The organism is Terribium retamae (assembly GCF_022347545.1).
Classification (GTDB): Bacteria; Pseudomonadota; Alphaproteobacteria; order Rhizobiales; family Rhizobiaceae; genus Mesorhizobium; species Mesorhizobium retamae.
The window spans coordinates 13,748-29,352 of the sequence record NZ_JAKREW010000050.1 but is presented as its reverse complement, the minus strand read 5'-3'; the positions used below and the strand labels follow the sequence as shown (position 1 = coordinate 29,352).

15 protein-coding genes are annotated in these 15,605 nt (G+C 61.4%); 1 reads left to right on the top strand and 14 read right to left on the bottom strand.

Translation table 11 applies throughout. The features are described 5' to 3' along the window. Positions 1-154 precede the first annotated feature (154 nt). The 13 genes from ftsH to rcdA form a co-directional block, all read right to left on the bottom strand. Entirely contained in the window at positions 155-2,089 is a 1,935-nt protein-coding gene (ftsH, locus tag L4923_RS27065; RefSeq protein ID WP_239370211.1) for an ATP-dependent zinc metalloprotease FtsH, read from the bottom strand. Between the two features lie 103 nt (positions 2,090-2,192). Further along, positions 2,193-3,560 carry a tRNA lysidine(34) synthetase TilS gene (gene tilS, locus L4923_RS27060; RefSeq protein WP_239370212.1) on the bottom strand — a complete coding sequence of 456 codons (1,368 nt, stop codon included), beginning with the start codon at positions 3,558-3,560 and terminating at the stop codon, positions 2,193-2,195. Continuing rightward, positions 3,560-4,642, bottom strand: coding sequence for a tol-pal system protein YbgF (gene ybgF / locus L4923_RS27055; RefSeq protein ID WP_239370210.1), 1,083 nt, complete (start codon positions 4,640-4,642; stop codon positions 3,560-3,562). The genes tilS and ybgF overlap by 1 nt, the downstream gene beginning before the upstream one ends. Before the next feature lie 216 nt (positions 4,643-4,858). Continuing rightward, positions 4,859-5,362 (bottom strand): peptidoglycan-associated lipoprotein Pal, encoded by a 504-nt coding sequence (gene pal, locus L4923_RS27050; RefSeq protein ID WP_239370209.1) that lies wholly within the window; start codon positions 5,360-5,362, stop codon positions 4,859-4,861. Between the two features lie 324 nt (positions 5,363-5,686). Beyond that, a complete protein-coding gene (tolB, locus tag L4923_RS27045; protein ID WP_239370208.1) occupies positions 5,687-7,006 on the bottom strand; it encodes a Tol-Pal system beta propeller repeat protein TolB in 1,320 nt (439 codons plus the stop codon). Positions 7,007-7,040: 34 nt separating this feature from the next. Then, positions 7,041-8,192, bottom strand: a complete 1,152-nt coding sequence (locus tag L4923_RS27040) for a cell envelope integrity TolA family protein (RefSeq protein WP_239370207.1) — start codon at positions 8,190-8,192, stop codon at positions 7,041-7,043. 2 nt (positions 8,193-8,194) lie between these two features. After that, a complete protein-coding gene (tolR, locus tag L4923_RS27035) occupies positions 8,195-8,653 on the bottom strand; it encodes a protein TolR (RefSeq protein ID WP_239370206.1) in 459 nt (152 codons plus the stop codon). 12 nt (positions 8,654-8,665) lie between these two features. Next, a complete protein-coding gene (gene tolQ, locus L4923_RS27030) occupies positions 8,666-9,379 on the bottom strand; it encodes a protein TolQ (protein WP_239370205.1) in 714 nt (237 codons plus the stop codon). Between the two features lie 278 nt (positions 9,380-9,657). Next, positions 9,658-10,119 carry a tol-pal system-associated acyl-CoA thioesterase gene (ybgC, locus tag L4923_RS27025; protein ID WP_239370204.1) on the bottom strand — a complete coding sequence of 154 codons (462 nt, stop codon included), beginning with the start codon at positions 10,117-10,119 and terminating at the stop codon, positions 9,658-9,660. A gap of 3 nt (positions 10,120-10,122) precedes the next feature. Beyond that, positions 10,123-11,163: a Holliday junction branch migration DNA helicase RuvB gene (ruvB, locus tag L4923_RS27020; RefSeq protein ID WP_239370203.1), complete on the bottom strand. Its 1,041-nt coding sequence runs from the start codon at positions 11,161-11,163 to the stop codon at positions 10,123-10,125. A gap of 43 nt (positions 11,164-11,206) precedes the next feature. After that, a complete protein-coding gene (ruvA, locus tag L4923_RS27015) occupies positions 11,207-11,827 on the bottom strand; it encodes a Holliday junction branch migration protein RuvA (RefSeq protein ID WP_239370202.1) in 621 nt (206 codons plus the stop codon). Between the two features lie 13 nt (positions 11,828-11,840). Continuing rightward, complete coding sequence (gene ruvC / locus L4923_RS27010; protein WP_239370201.1) at positions 11,841-12,347, bottom strand: crossover junction endodeoxyribonuclease RuvC; 507 nt, start codon at positions 12,345-12,347, stop codon at positions 11,841-11,843. Positions 12,348-12,446: 99 nt separating this feature from the next. Then, entirely contained in the window at positions 12,447-12,977 is a 531-nt protein-coding gene (gene rcdA, locus L4923_RS27005; protein ID WP_239370200.1) for a protease adaptor protein RcdA, read from the bottom strand. 552 nt (positions 12,978-13,529) lie between these two features. On the opposite strand from rcdA, the gene L4923_RS27000 reads away from it, so the two are divergent. Next, positions 13,530-13,907 (top strand): heme-copper oxidase family protein, encoded by a 378-nt coding sequence (locus tag L4923_RS27000; protein WP_239370199.1) that lies wholly within the window; start codon positions 13,530-13,532, stop codon positions 13,905-13,907. 26 nt (positions 13,908-13,933) lie between these two features. Here L4923_RS27000 and L4923_RS26995 read toward each other — a convergent pair whose 3' ends face one another. Further along, positions 13,934-15,574, bottom strand: a complete 1,641-nt coding sequence (locus tag L4923_RS26995) for an acyl-CoA synthetase (RefSeq protein ID WP_239370198.1) — start codon at positions 15,572-15,574, stop codon at positions 13,934-13,936. Positions 15,575-15,605 lie beyond the last annotated feature (31 nt).

The window sequence follows — 15,605 nt, the reverse complement described above, 5'->3', positions numbered from 1 at the left end:
AACCCCCCCCAAAACCTTTGCCCTTAAAATCCCCCCTTTTCCAACCCCCGTCTTTACCCAACACCCCCCCCGCCCCCGTGGGGTTTGGCGACCCCCCCCCCCAAAAACAACACCCCCCCAAAAACGGCGGGGCGTTTCAATCAATTCATTCCGATCAATTTGACGGCTGTGGCTCCATGCCGCCCTCGGGCTCCGGGCCCTTCTTGCGACGGCTGCCGGCGCCGGCCTTCGGCACCGCCGAACCGCGTGAGGTCGGCGTGTCGTCGCCGAGGTCGCGCGACGGCTTCTGGCCGGCGATGAGCTGCTTTATCTCGTCGCCACTCAGCGTCTCGTATTCCAGCAGGCCTTCGGCCAGCGCGATCCAGTCCTTCTTCTTCTTGGTCAGGATCGTTTTGGCGGTCGTATAGGCTTCGTCGATCAGACGGCGCACTTCGGCATCGATGATCTGCGCCGTTTCCTCAGAAACATTCTGGGTACGCGCAACCGAATGGCCGAGGAAAACCTCTTCCTGGTTCTCGCCATAGGCAACCTGGCCGAGCTTGTCGGAGAAGCCCCAGCGCGTAACCATGGCGCGCGCCAGCTTGGTCGCCTGCTCGATGTCGGAAGAGGCGCCGGAGGTGATGTTTTCCTTGCCGAACTTGAATTCTTCCGCCACGCGGCCGCCCATCATGATGGCCAGACGCGAGATCATGTATTTGTAGCTCATCGAGTAGCGATCGCCCTCGGGAAGCTGCATGACCATGCCCAACGCGCGACCGCGCGGAATGATCGTTGCCTTGTGCAGCGGATCGGCCGACGGCACGTTGAGCGCCAGGATAGCGTGACCGGATTCGTGATAGGCGGTCAGTTCCTTCTCGGCCTGTGTCATGGCCGAAGAACGACGCTCCGCGCCCATCATGATCTTGTCCTTGGCGTCCTCGAACTCCTGCATGGTGACAAGGCGCTTGTTGCGACGCGCGGCCATCAGGGCAGCCTCGTTGACGAGGTTCATGAGATCCGCACCGGAGAAACCCGGCGTACCACGTGCAACGGTCTTCAGATCGACGTTCGGCGCAAGCGGCACGTTGCGGACATGCACCTTGAGGATCTTCTCGCGACCGACGATGTCCGGGTTCGGCACCACGACCTGGCGGTCGAAACGGCCTGGACGCAGCAGCGCCGGGTCGAGAACGTCAGGACGGTTGGTGGCAGCGATCAGGATGATCGACTCATTGGCCTCGAAACCATCCATTTCGACCAGCAGCTGATTCAGCGTCTGCTCGCGCTCGTCATTGCCGCCGCCGAGACCGGCGCCGCGATGGCGACCGACCGCGTCGATTTCGTCGATGAAGATGATGCAGGGCGCGTTCTTCTTCGCCTGTTCGAACATGTCGCGGACACGGCTGGCGCCGACACCGACGAACATTTCGACGAAGTCCGAACCGGAAATGGTGAAGAACGGCACATTGGCTTCACCCGCAACCGAGCGAGCCAGCAACGTCTTACCGGTACCGGGAGGGCCAACCAGCAGCACGCCGCGCGGGATCTTGCCGCCCAGGCGCTGGAACTTCTGCGGGTCGCGCAGGAATTCGACGATCTCTTCCAGATCCTGCTTGGCCTCGTCCACGCCGGCGACATCCTGGAACGTGACGCGGCCATGCGCCTCGGTGAGCAGTTTGGCCTTCGACTTGCCGAAGCCCATGGCGCGGCCGGAGCCGGACTGCATCTGGCGCATGAAGAATATCCAAACGCCGAGGATCAGGATCATTGGCAGCCACGAAATCAGGTAGCCGAACAGCGTGTTGGATCCGTCGGTCTCGGGGCGCGCATTGATAACGACGTTCTTTTCCTCCAGGCGCGAAACCAGCGACTGGTCGCCCGGCGAATAGGTCTGGAAGCCTGTCGCGCTGTCGGCGTAGGTGCCGGTGATGCGGTCACCCGCGATGGTCACCGTTTTAACCCGGCCCGAAGCGACATCCTGCAGGAACTGCGAATAAGGAACGTCCGTGGAGGCTCCCCGCGTCTGAGGCGTCTGGAACAGATTGAAAAGAGCGATCAGCAAGACCGCTATAATCGCCCACAGCGCAAGGTTGCGATAATTCGGATTCATCTATTGTCCCGTTGGCGCCCTTTTTTCGGGCGCGGATCCTTGAAGAGTTAGGCCTAACATAGGGAGAGCGTCCCCCCTTGCCAAGCATAAGAACATGGCTCGGTTAAGCATTAGCGCTTGCTTTCACATTCTTGCGTAAGCTCAGCGGGGAGATCGGGATGGAGGAAGCACCGACGAGCGCCGATGCCGCACCGGCAACCCTGAGGTCGAAGGCGGGCAGGAAATGCGCGAAGGGTGCAACGACGGGGACTGCCGTGACAGTCGGCGATCCCTTGCCGCTCTTCAGCAGACCGAGACAGCTATTGTTGCGCCAAAGCGCCGGCTCTGCCGCGCAAGCGGTGCGAAACACACTTTCCGGCACCCCCGCCAATTCCGGATCGGCCACCGTGGAGTGCGCCTGACGCCCAAATGGAGCGATCACGCTACCACTGACGTCGTCCCGGAAAGTGATGCGATAACGTCCATCCCAAAGGCTGCCATCCACGGGTGACGACGGTTCCGGAAGACCTCGCGCCTCGCGGTAGAGGAAAATACCGGCGCGACGGACGTCCATCACCGTCCGCGACAATGTGGCGCGACCCTTTCCCGGAGATAACGCAGCGTAAAGTTCGGCCACCCGCCCTTCGTCGGGAAGAAAGGATGTGCCTCCCGCTGTGGCAAGCAGGATGCGCAGGACGTGCAGCGCAGCCTCTCGATCAGTGTCGACCGCAAAGGCAGGATCGAGGCGGATCAAGCCGCGAGCCGGTCGAGTGGCATGACGTTCCACCAGGATAGCAGTACGACGATCAAGGTCTTCGCGTTCGCGGCCGACGGCGGCAGCAACGGCGAGAAGGTCTTCGAAGCGGCCCTCGTCTTCGGCGAGCGTCGCGCGTACGCGCGGCCGCTCGAACGCGATGTCAAGATTGGTCGGATCGTCGATCCAGCCGAGTCCGCGCGATGTCAGAAAGACCCGCAAAGCCGAGCGTCGCTCACCGAGCAACGGGCGCAGAAGCCAGACGTTTCCGTCGTAGAGTGTTGCAGGTGCCATGCCGGCAAGGCCACGTCCTTCCTGGCGCGCCTGACGCATGAAGACGGTTTCAGCCTGATCGTCGGCGGTGTGGGCGGTCAACACGATATTCAAGCCCGCACTGCGCGCAGCATCGGCAAGCAACCGGTAGCGCGCCTCGCGTGCGGCAGCGGGAAGGCCAACGGACGGTTTGGGCTCACCCCAGACAACAGTGCGATGCGCAACGCCCAAACGCGCGCAGAGGCGAGCGACGGCTTGGGCTTCTTCCGCGGAAGCGGGGCGGAGGGCATGATCGACCGTCACGGCAAGGAGCCGCGCCGAAGGCAGGAAGCGGTCGAAATGATCTTTGAGAAGAACAAGCAGGGCAGTCGAGTCGCTACCGCCTGAAACGGCGGCCACGGCGCCTTGGCCGAAATCGATCTGCGAAAAAAGAGAGGCTGCAGGCAACGAGCCGGCTTCCGGCATCAGCACGAGGCGAGCGCCCGCTCCTGCTTGACACGCTCCTTGAGAGCGCTGGACGCGTCCGGATAACGCTTGCCGACTTCGGCAAAGGTAGCGCAGGCGACATCGCGCTGCTTGAGCCCCATCAGCGAGATGCCGAGCTTCAGCAGCATGTCGGGAGCCTTCTTGGATTTCGAATAATTCTTGCTGGCAGCGAGGAAGGTCTCGGCAGCGTCACGGTATTTCTGCTGACCGAGCAGCGACTCGCCCAGCCAGTAGTGGGCATCGGCGGCCTTGGCATCGGACGGAAAGCGCTGAATGTGCTGGCGGAAGCCCTGTTCCGCGGTTCCATAGTCGCCCGAGAGCACGAATTGATAGGAATTGCGATAAAGTTCGTCGGGACTGTCGGTCGAGGGCAGCGAAGCCACGACAGCGCCGCCTTGGTCATTTGCCGGCGCCTGCGAGGCGGAGCCTGAATTGGGAACATCTGTCGGCGGCACAGCACTGATGACATTGCCGTTTTTGTCGACCGTGATGGTGCCGAACGACGTCGGTGGCTTGCCGGTGGTGAGTTTGCCCGGCTCGCCGTTTCCGGAATCGATGATGAGATCGCCGACCTGGTCGCCCGTCTCACCAGGCGTCCGGCCAGCCGATTGGGTCTGCCCTTGAGCGCCGGCGGTTGCCGGCGCCGAAGGCGCGGCCGAGGCGGGAGCCTGGGCCACGCTGTTACCACCGGTGGCGGCGTCAGACTTCTTCTGCGGAGCGGCACCGCCGCCCTGCTCGATCTGCTGGAATCGGAATTCGTTGTCTTCCTGCGTCTTGCGCAACTGCTCCTGCAACTGCAGGATCTGGAAGTTCAGTTCTTCGATCTTGCCGTTCATCTGCCGGAGCTGATCTTCCAGGCCAACAGAGCCCGACTGCGCAAGCTGCACGGCGTCGTTCTTCTTTTCCTTGCTGCCAAAGATACCGGGGAGTCCGAAACTCGGCAGACTGACCGAAAAGCCGTCCTCCGTGGTCCGTACCGGCCCGGCGGCATTGGCGGGTGCAATCACACTCGCTGCGAGCAGGACTGCAAACGTCCCGCTCAGGATGGTTCTAAAATGCATTGGTCTCTCGCCATCAGGGTCAAACGGGTCATGCCCGGAACCGGCCACCGCCTTGGGAACGGTATACCGACCCGAACGCATTCGCTTTTAGCAGGGCGCGAGACTTCGGCCAAATTTTGTTTCAGCCAGCAACAAGGACCCGTTCGGCCAAGAAAAAGGCGACCGCGCGGTCGCCTTTCACAATAATCGCGATGTGTCGGCCGGAGCCGGCAGTGATCAGGAACCGGCGCCCGACAGCGTGGTGACGGCACGGCGGTTCTGCGACCAGCAGGAGATGTCGTCGCAGACGGCGACCGGACGTTCCTTGCCATAGGAGATCGTCTTCAGGCGGTTGCCAGCGACGCCCTTGCCGATCAGGAAGTCGCGGGTGGCTGCGGCACGGCGAGCACCGAGCGCCAGATTGTATTCGCGGGTGCCGCGCTCGTCGGCGTGACCTTCGACCACGATCGCATACTGGCCATACTTGTTCAGCCACTGTGCCTGGCGCGACAGCGTCTGCTGGGCGTCGGCACGGATCGAGGAGGAATCGGTGTCGAAGAAGATACGGTCGCCGACATTGACGGTGAAATCCTGCGCCGAGCCAGGGGTAGCCGCACCGCCGCCGAGGCCGAGATCGGCCGCGCTGTTCGGGGTCTTCTTCGAGGCGCAACCAGCAATCGCCAGCGAGGCGACCAGCGCGATCATGACTGGGTTCGTGGTAAGCTTTGCGATACGGCGCATGCCGCCTCTCCTTCGCATTCGAGTGATTTCGTTGATCTGCCAGTAACCACGTTTGGGTTAACCGGCACTCAAGAAACACGGTTAAAATTCGGTTGCGGTCGCCGTCCGCGACCGTCGCCGCAGCTTCCGGCCGGGTAGGCCATGACGCTACGGAACGCTTGACGCTGCACTGTGCTGCCTAGGAAACGCAGCCGGCTTACCGTGCATGCGTCGATCCCCAGACCATCCGGGTCGAGGCTCTAGCCCGAAATGCGGCCAAAACGCGACCGAGCCAAGAAAAAGGGGCCTCGCGGCCCCTTTCTGCGGCATTTCAGATCAGTCCAATCACTCCAGCAGCGGCGACCATGCGGGATCGGAGGCGTAGCCTGAGGTCGGAATCGGCTGTTCGTTACGGCCGGTCAAGTCGATCGAATAGAGCTTCGGACCGCCAGCGCTGTCACGGAAAAACATCAAAACACGGCCATTCGGCGCCCAGGTTGGGCCCTCCTGCTGAAATCCCGTCGACAGGATACGTTCGCCCGATCCGTCGGTCTTCATCACGCCGATCTGGAACTGACCGCCACCCTGCTTGGTAAAGGCGATCAGATCACCGCGCGGCGACCATACCGGCGTTGAATAGACGCCATCGCCGAAGGAGATGCGGTGCGGGTTGGAACCATCGGCACCCATGACGTAGATCTGCGAACGCCCGCTGCCACCGCCGCGGTCTGAAGTGAAGACAACTTGCGAGCCATCCGGAGAATAGGACGGCGAGGTGTCGATTGCCGATGCGTCGGTAAGGCGCGTGGTCGAACGGCTCCTCAGGTCCAGCGCATAGATATTCGAGTTGCCGTCGTCGCGCAGCAGGCTCATGATCACCTTCTGGCCATCCGGCGAAAAGCGCGGCGCAAAGGTCATGCCGGGGAAATTGCCGACAAGTTCGCGCTGACCGGTCTCGAGCTGGAGCAGATAAACCTTCGGCACACCGCTCTCATAGGACATGTAGGTGATTTCTTGCCGGTTCGGCGAGAAACGCGGTGTCAGCACGATCGACGAGCCGTTGGACAGGTAGCGAATATTGGCGCCGTCCTGGTCCATGATAGCGAGCCGCTTCTTGCGAGCATTCTTGGCGCCGCTCTCGTCGATGAAGACGACGCGCGTGTCGAAATAGCCCTTTTCACCGGTCAGGCGCTCATAGATCGCATCGGCGATGATATGCGCGACACGGCGCTGGTTGGCCGCATTCGCGAAGAACTGTTCGCCCGCCAGTTGCTGGCCGGCGAACGTATCCCAGAGACGGTACTCGGCACGGATGCGGCCGTCCGCTTCCTTGTTGACCCGGCCGGTGACCAGTGCCTGAGCGTTGATGACCTTCCAGTCATCGAAGCGAGGGGTCTGGTCAGGGTTGGATATCTTCTCGATGAAGGCACCCTTGTCGATCGGCGCGAACAGGCCGGAGCGCTTCAAATCAGCTGCCACGATGCTGGAGATTTCGGTGCCGAGATCCCCAGACGACTGAAAGTCGGTGATGGCAATAGGCAAAGGCTCGACATTGCCCTTGTTGACGTCGATCTCCACCAGCGCATGCGCCGGCAACAGTGCAAGGCCGCTCATGCCGGTGGCCAAGGCGCCGATCAGAAAGAGTGTCTTGAAAAGATGCTTCATCACGAATTCCTGTTTCATATCCGGGAGATAGAGCTCACATGCCCATGTCGCTCGGGTTGAAAGTGACTTGAATTTCGGACCAGATGTCCTGCTTGCCTGCTGGAAGTACCAACCCCGCCTGATCGCATTTCTGGATCGCGCGCACCGCGCTTTCGTCGTAGGAACGATTGCCGCTGGAGGTCTGAACCGTCGGTCGGCCGTCCAGCTTGCCCGACTGATCCACATTGAACCGGATGACCGCGACTAGGTTTCCGGCATCCTGCGCACCGGCCGGGATGGTCCAGCAGCCGCTAAGCTGGTCGCGCAAGGCGCCCATTTCGCTGTTGCTCAGCTTCTGGCCATTGTTCCTGTCGCCGCCAAGCGACGATTGCTGGCTCGACCGCTTGGCACCGCCACCCGAGGGCTTGTCCTTGTTGAGGAGCGCTGCAACCTTGTCGTTGAATGCATCGTCTTCCGACTTCTGTCTGGAAGACGCTTCCTTGACCGGCTTGTCTGAATTCTTGCGGTCCGGCGCCTTAGCGGTTTCGGCTTGAGCCTGCTCGGGGCGCGGCTTGGCCTCCGGCGCCGGTGCCGAATTAGGCAAAGCGACAGACTCCGTCTGTTCGGAAGCGATCGCCTCGGCCACCGCATCCGGCTTTGCAGGCTCGGGCTTAGCCTCGGCTGGCTTCTGCTCCGCAGGCTTCGGGGCCGGTTCCGGTTCTTTCATCGGTTGCGGTTTGGGATCGGGCTGCTTGATCGGGTCGGGCTTTACGTCCTGCTTCGGCTGCTCGGCCGGCGCGACCTCCGTCGCCGGCGTCGGCTTCGGCTCTTCCTTCGGCTTAGGGGTATCCTCGGGCTTGGGCTTTTCCGTTGGAATCGGCGCTTTAGGGGCCGATTCGGTATTCTCGACCGGCTTCGGCTTCGGCGCAGGTGTTACCGGATTGTCGGTGTCGACGCTGTTTTCACCGATCTTCTGGGCATCGGCGACGATATCGGGCCGCTGCGTCGGTTTTGGCGCCGGCTTGTCACGTACGGTCGACTTCTTGTCCCCCTGGAGCGACTGCGCAACATCCTCCACCGGGACGATGTCCACGGGGAACGACTCGACGTCCATGGGCTGGAACGCAGGCGGAGCCCTGAGCGTGAACAGGCCGAACCCGATCACGGCAGCATGCAGGATCACCGATGTGGTGAGACCGGCCTTCAAGGTTATTTGTCCTGTTCCTGCAGCGTGACGAGGCCGAGGTTCTTGTAACCGGCAGCCGAGATGCGGGCCATGACCTTCATGACGGTGCCATAGTCTGCCGACTTGTCGCCGCGGATGAAGATGCGCTCCTCATAACCGGTCTTGGCGATGGCCTCGAGTTTCGGCACGACCTCGTCGAGCGGTATCACCGTTTCCTGCAGATGGATTTCGCCGGCCTGGTTCACCGAAACGGTGATCGGCTGGGTTTCCGAATTCATCGGCTTCGCCTGTGTTTCCGGCAGATCGATCGGCACGCCGACCGTGAGCAACGGTGCCGCCACCATGAAGATGATGAGCAACACCAGCATGACGTCGACGAAAGGCGTGACGTTAATTTCCGACATCAAGCCATGATGGCGGCCGCGCCGCCTGTGGCCGCGCCCGCCGCGTCCAGATCCACCTGAGCTGACTGACATTCCCATCGCTAGATTCCCTCAGGCAGCCTTCTGGGCCACTTTCTCATCGATTTGGCGCGACAGTATGGCGGAGAACTCGTCGGCGAAGCCCTCCATGCGCACCGCGATCTTGCCCGCGTCGGAAGACAGCTTGTTGTAGGCGATGACGGCCGGGATAGCGGCAAGCAGGCCGATGGCGGTGGCAAGCAGCGCTTCCGCGATACCGGGCGCGACCACGGCGAGATTGGTCGACTTCGAACCGGCGATGGCCTGGAACGAGGTCATGATACCGACCACCGTGCCGAACAGGCCGATGAAGGGTGCGGCCGAACCGATCGTGGCGAGGAAGCCGAGGCGGCCTTCCAGCCGCTCCATTTCACGCGTCAGTGCCAGGTCCATGGCCTTGTCGATGCGGGTCTGCAGCGCGAGCGGCGATTTCGCACCCTTTTCGAAACTTTTCTTCCACTCGCGCATGGCAGCCACGAAGATGGCGCCCATGCCCACCGTCTTGCGCTCGGCCAGGTTGCGGTAGAGTTCCTCCAGCGATTGGCCAGACCAGAACACCTGCTCGAAGCGGTTCAGGGCCACGCGGATACGCGCAAAGGAAATCAGCTTGTCGACGACGATGGCCCAGGTCCAGACCGAAGCGCCGATGAGTCCCAGCATGACCAGCTTGACCACCCAGCCGGCCTGCATGAACAAGCCCCAAATCGACAGTTGCGCGCCCGGATCGGCGAGTGCGATGTTTTCCATGGTTCGTTCCTTAAGAATCCCGGGCCCGGCTCGCCGCTAGCCCCCTGGCGCTCTACCCCTTGTGGTCCGTTCGCGCGAAGCTTCCGGAATGCCCAAAAGGCGCCTTTCGCGGCCTTATTCACGGCAAATATTGGTAAAACGAAGGCACGAACGCCTTCAAACTTCACCAACGTCTTCATGAACCGTTATGGTTAAGGAGAGGTTAGGAATCGCAACTGTTGTGCGCCGCAGCATACCTGTCGCGTGGACATCCGGTCACATTGAAGTGAAGGCGCGGGCTAACGAACCTTCGGCATGAAGGCTGCGACCCACTCTTTGGGAAAGCGGCGCGGACGGCCGTTCTCGCCAATGATGGCGGCCTCCACCCTGGCATCAACCAGCACCTCTGCATCGCGCCTGAGTTGCTGCGCCATGAAGATGCGTGCACCGGAAATCTCATCCGTGCGTGTGTCGACGGTCAGGATATCGTCGATGCGGGCTGGCGAACGGAAATGGATTTCCATGCGGCGCACCACCCAGACGATCTTCTCGCCATGTTTGCCTTCGGCGAGTTCGGTGTGGTGAACACCGGCCAGCCGCAGGAAATCCGAGCGGCCGCGCTCCAAGAATTCCAGATAGCGGGCATGATAGACGACACCCGAGAAATCGGTGTCGGCATAATACACACGTGCCATCAGCCGATGACCGGATTCGGTCAGCGCACCGGAAATGCCGCCGAGCAGATCGTCCGCGCCGGACATCGATCAATCCCCTTCCTGGAACAGATTGATCTGCTGCTGGGCGAGATCGCGCGGCACCTCAAGGCCGAGATGTTTCCAGGCATTCGCCGTCAGCACGCGCCCGCGCGGGGTGCGCTGGATGAAACCCTGCTGGATCAGATAAGGCTCGATGATGTCCTCAATGGCATCTCGCGGTTCGGAAAGGCCGGCCGCGATGGTTTCGATGCCGACCGGCCCGCCGCCGAAATTCATCGCGATCATGGAGAGATAGCGCCGGTCGAGCTGATCGAGCCCGAGCGCATCCACCTCCAGCCGGGACAGCGCCTCGTCGGCAACCCTGCGCGATACGGTCTCGGCGCCAGCAACGGACGCAAAGTCGCGTACGCGGCGCAGCAACCGCCCGGCGATACGCGGCGTGCCGCGTGCACGGCGGGCGATCTCCACGGCACCATCGTCGGCGATCGGCATGCTGAGGATGCGCGCGCCGCGCCGCACGATCAGTTCCAGCTCTTCGACCGTGTAGAAATTCAACCGCACCGGAATGCCGAAACGGTCGCGCAGAGGGTTGGTGATGAGACCGAGCCTTGTGGTGGCAGCCACCAGCGTGAACCGGGCAAGATCGATCTTGACCGAACGCGCCGCCGGCCCTTCGCCGATGATCAGGTCCAGCTGGAAATCCTCCATCGCCGGATAGAGGATCTCTTCCACTGCCGGACTGAGCCGGTGGATCTCGTCGATGAAAAGAACGTCGCGATCTTCCAGATTGGTCAGCAGCGCCGCAAGATCGCCGGCCTTGGCAATCACCGGGCCGGAAGTGGAGCGGAAATTGACGCCCATCTCGCGCGCCATGATCTGCGCCAGCGTTGTCTTGCCCAAGCCTGGTGGACCGACGAAAAGAACATGATCGAGCGCGTCGCCCCGTCCTTTGGCCGCCTCGATGAAAACCTTGAGATTCGCGCGCGCTGCGGCCTGTCCGACGAAATCGTCCAAGGTCTGCGGGCGCAGCGTCTGGTCGGCATCCTCACCGCGCTTTTCGGAAGAGATGAGACGGGGGGCGGTATTCATGCCCCTCTCCTCGCACGGCAAACGGGCCCGAACAAGCGGCGTGTCACCGCGCGAGCTCCTTCAATCCCAACCTGATCAGCTTGGCGGAATCGGAGCCTTCGCCGGCAACCTTCAACGCTGCAGCCACGGCGTTGGCCGCGATGTCGCGCGAATAGCCGAGATTGGTGAGCGCGGAAACAGCATCAGCGATAGGAGCCGCGGCCACACCCTCGCCCAGCTCCTGCTTCAGCCCGATCGTGCCGGTCGCCTCACCGGCAAAAGCGGGCGCCTTCGTCTTCAATTCCGTGACAATGCGCTCGGCCACTTTCTTCCCGACGCCCGGAGCCCGCGACACCATGGCAATGTCGCGCAGGGCGATGGCATTGGCGAGGTCGGAGGGCGAGAGTGTCGACAGAACGGCCAGCGCAACCTTGGCTCCGACCCCCTGGACATTGTTCATCAGCAGGCGGAACCATTCGCGCTCCAGCGCGGTCTGGAAGCCGTAGAGGCGGATCATATCCTCGCGCACATAGGTTTCGATGTGCAGCACCACAGCCTCGCCAGGCCCCGGCAGGGCCGAGAGTGTCCGGGAGGAGCAATAGGCAATGTAGCCGACGCCATGCACATCGATGAGGCAGTGATCCTCATCGATTTCATCCACCGTGCCTTTCAGCTTGCCAATCATTTCGTTCGCCCCGTCACGCCACGGCCATGCGAAAAGCGATGCTCTGCCGGTGATGGGCATGGCAAATGGCAATCGCCAGCGCATCGGCGGCATCGTCCGTATCGAAGGCCGCCTTGGGCAACAACACCTTCACCATCATATGGATCTGCTTCTTGTCGCCATGGCCGACACCGATCACGGCCTTCTTGACGGCGTTGGGCGCGTATTCCGCCACCACCAAGCCGGCTCGGGCCGGCACCAGCATGGCGATACCGCGCGCCTGGCCGAGCTTCAACGTAGCGGTCGCATCCTTATTGACGAAGGTCTGCTCGACAGCGGCTTCCTGCGGCATCAACCGATGCAGCACGTCGGCCAGTCCATCATGCAATTGACATAGCCGCACCGCCAGCGCCGCCTTGTCATCGGAACGCACGGTACCCGACGCGACGAATCGCAACGAATTGCCGAGGCTTTCGACGATGCCCCAGCCGGTGCGCCTCAGTCCCGGATCGATACCGATGATGCGAATCGCTTCCCCCATGCGCAAAGTCTACCTTTCACGCGAAGCGATGCCAGTAAAATGTGAACAAACCAGAAACGAATGACCGATACCGAAACAGCCTTAGCAACGCTCTGGGTCTTAGCTGCGACCGAACGCCGTCTTCAGCAAGGTAATCTGATCGGAAACCGGATTGGAACGGCGATTGGCTGGCTGCGGCAGCACCATGTTGTTGCCGTAGATTTCCTCGTCCATGCGCCGCACCAACGACTGCAGACGCAACGAGCGATTGACGAGATCGAGGAAGTCCTCCGGCAGTTCATTCCAGCCTGCTGCATCGCTATGGGCGGAGGCCGTGTCCAACCGGACCTTGGATTTTTCGGAGGCGACCTGATCGCGTGTCATTTCGCCGGAGTTCGCCGCACGCTGCAAAAGCAGCCAGGACGCGATTTGCATCAGCCGGGTGGTCAAACGCATGGATTCGGCAGCATAAAGCGTAGCGCCCAACCGCGACAGCTTCTTGGCTTCGAGCCTGCCTTTGCCATCGAGATATTCGGCCGTACGCTCGACGAGGCCCATGCCTTCGTCATAGAGCGGTTTGAACGATTGCGAAAAAACCCTCCGCTCGGCCAGCTTGATCGTGTTCGCGCTTTCCTTCGAAGGCTCGCTCATCTCTTGTTCCGTATTCGCATTCTTCCGGCCGAATCGGCGTCATGCCGCCGGTTCCCAAGCCTATATGACAGTGGCTAAGAAAATGCGCCGGGACTTCTTGCAAGGCAAGCACATGTTTAACAAACGGTTAACGACGCCGTTTTTTCACGTGACCGCGCCCGTCAGAGGACAAAAAAAGAGCCGCGATGAGGCGGCTCTCAGGAGTTTAACAGGGAGGCGTCAAACAAAGTGGCTCCAACCACTCGGTAAGAATCCAGATCACTGGATGCACATAGTAAACGCCCGTAAAGCTTAATGAACTCTTAACGGGCTCGGAATTTTTTTAAGAAGGCCAGGCAAGTTGTGCCGTATCAGGACACCGCTTGAGGTGTGTTGGCGGCGCGCGGCAGTGTGAAGAAGCCCACTCTCATTTTACACCGCTCTGGCGTAATATTCCGGTGCAAACCGGCGGCCGCGTAGGCTCGCGAAAGGCGGGACAATGCCGCTGGGCCGCGTTTTGCTCATACGTCCGCGTCCGCAACAAGCGCGGCGAAACAACTGGGGGAACTATCCATGCAAGGCGTATCTCGAAACTTCTTTGCTCTTGCCATCATCTACGCTGTCTGCGGGATGGCGTTGGGCCTGCACATGGCGATCAGCCAGGACCATACCGAAATGCCCGTTCATGCCCACGCGATGGTGGCGGGTTGGTTGACGTCGGCGGTCTTCGCCGTCTTCTACCATCTTTTTCCTGCAGCCCGCGAAACGCGGCTGGCAACCATCCATTTCTGGCTGACGGCATTGAGCGGTACCGGTCTGCTCGTAGGACTCTATTTCGTGCTGGCGGGAAATACGGCGGTCGAGCCTTTGGTAGCCATTTGTTCGATCCTGTTCTTCGCAGCGATGTTGTTGTTTTCCATCATCGCATTGCCTGTCCTGCGCAAGGGTTGAACCGTCACGGCAGGCCAGGATAGGCATCAGCCGGTCTTGGCCATCTCGCGCAGCCGGAACTTCTGAATTTTGCCCGTCGAGGTCTTCGGGATCTCGTGGAAGACGACAGCTTTGGGCACCTTGAACCGCGCAAGGAGGCCCCGGCAGTGTTCGATTATTTCTGCCTCAGTCGCCGTTCTTCCCGGTTTCAACTCGACATAGGCCACCGGCACTTCGCCCCATTTGTCGTCGGCGCGGGCAACCACCCCGCAGGATGACACCGCCGGGTGCTTGTAGAGCGCATCCTCCACTTCGATCGAGGAGATGTTCTCGCCGCCGGAAATGATGATGTCCTTGGAGCGGTCCTTCAGTTGGATGTAGCCGTCCGGATGCATGACGCCGAGGTCGCCGGAATGGAACCAGCCGCCGGCGAATGCTTCGTCCGTCGCCTTGGGGTTCTTCAGATAGCCCTTCATGACGATGTTGCCGCGGAACATCACTTCGCCGATGGTCTCGCCATCGGCAGGCGTCCTCTCCATCGTGGCCGGGTCCATCACCGTCAAGTCTTCCAGCGCGGCATAGCGCACGCCCTGGCGCGCCTTCTTGGCCGTGCGCGTCCCCTTGTCCAGCGCGTCCCATTCGCCGTGCCATTCGTTGACGACGGCAGGGCCGTAGGTTTCGGTAAGTCCATAAAGGTGGGTGACGGAGAAACCCGCATCGGCCATGCCCGACAGCACAGCCTCAGGCGGCGGCGCGGCCGCCGTGTTGAAGGTGACGGTCTGCGGAAACTCGCGCTTGTCCTGGTCGCTTGCGTTGATCAGCGTCGCCATGACGATCGGCGCGCCGCAAAGATGGGTGACGCCGTGGTCGGCGATCGCATCGTACATCGCCTTCGGCCGCACCCAGCGCAGGCAGACATGCGTTCCAGCCTGCACGGCCAGCGTCCATGGAAAGCACCAGCCATTGCAGTGGAACATCGGCAGTGTCCAGAGATAGACCGCGTGTTTGCCCATGCCCGCGTGAATGGTGTTGGTATAGGCCATCAGCGCCGCGCCGCGATGATGATAGACGACACCCTTGGGATTGCCGGTGGTGCCGGAGGTGTAGTTCAGCGAGATCGCGTCCCATTCGTCGTCTGGCATCGACCAGGCGAAGTCCTCCTCGCCGCTTGCGACGAATTCTTCATAATCGCGCGAGCCGATGCGCTCGCCCTTCGGGTAAGGAGCATCGGCTGCATAGTCAGGATCGTCATAGTCGATGACCAGTGGCTTTACCTTGGCCAGTGCCAATGCCTGCTTCATCACGCCGGAGAACTCGCGATCGACGATGAGGACCTTGGTCTCGGCATGGTCGAGTTGGAAAGCGACGACCGCCGCATCGAGGCGGGTATTCAGCGAATGCAGCACTGCCTTGACCATCGGCACGCCGAAATGCGCTTCCAGCATCGGCGGCGTGTTGGAAAGCATCACCGTGACCGTATCGCCCTTGCCGATGCCTTGCTTGGCCAGTGCCGATGCCAGCCTCCGCGAACGACGCCAAAAGTCGCGGTAAGTGATGCGCTGGTTGCCATGGATGACCGCGACATGCTCGGGATAGGTCTTTGCCGCCCGCTCCAGGAATGAGAGCGGGGTCAACGGCTGGTGATTGGCCGGATTCTTGTCGAGATCCAGTGCATATGGGTTCGTCATCCAGCCCTCCGAAACGCTACCGGCACTTCTA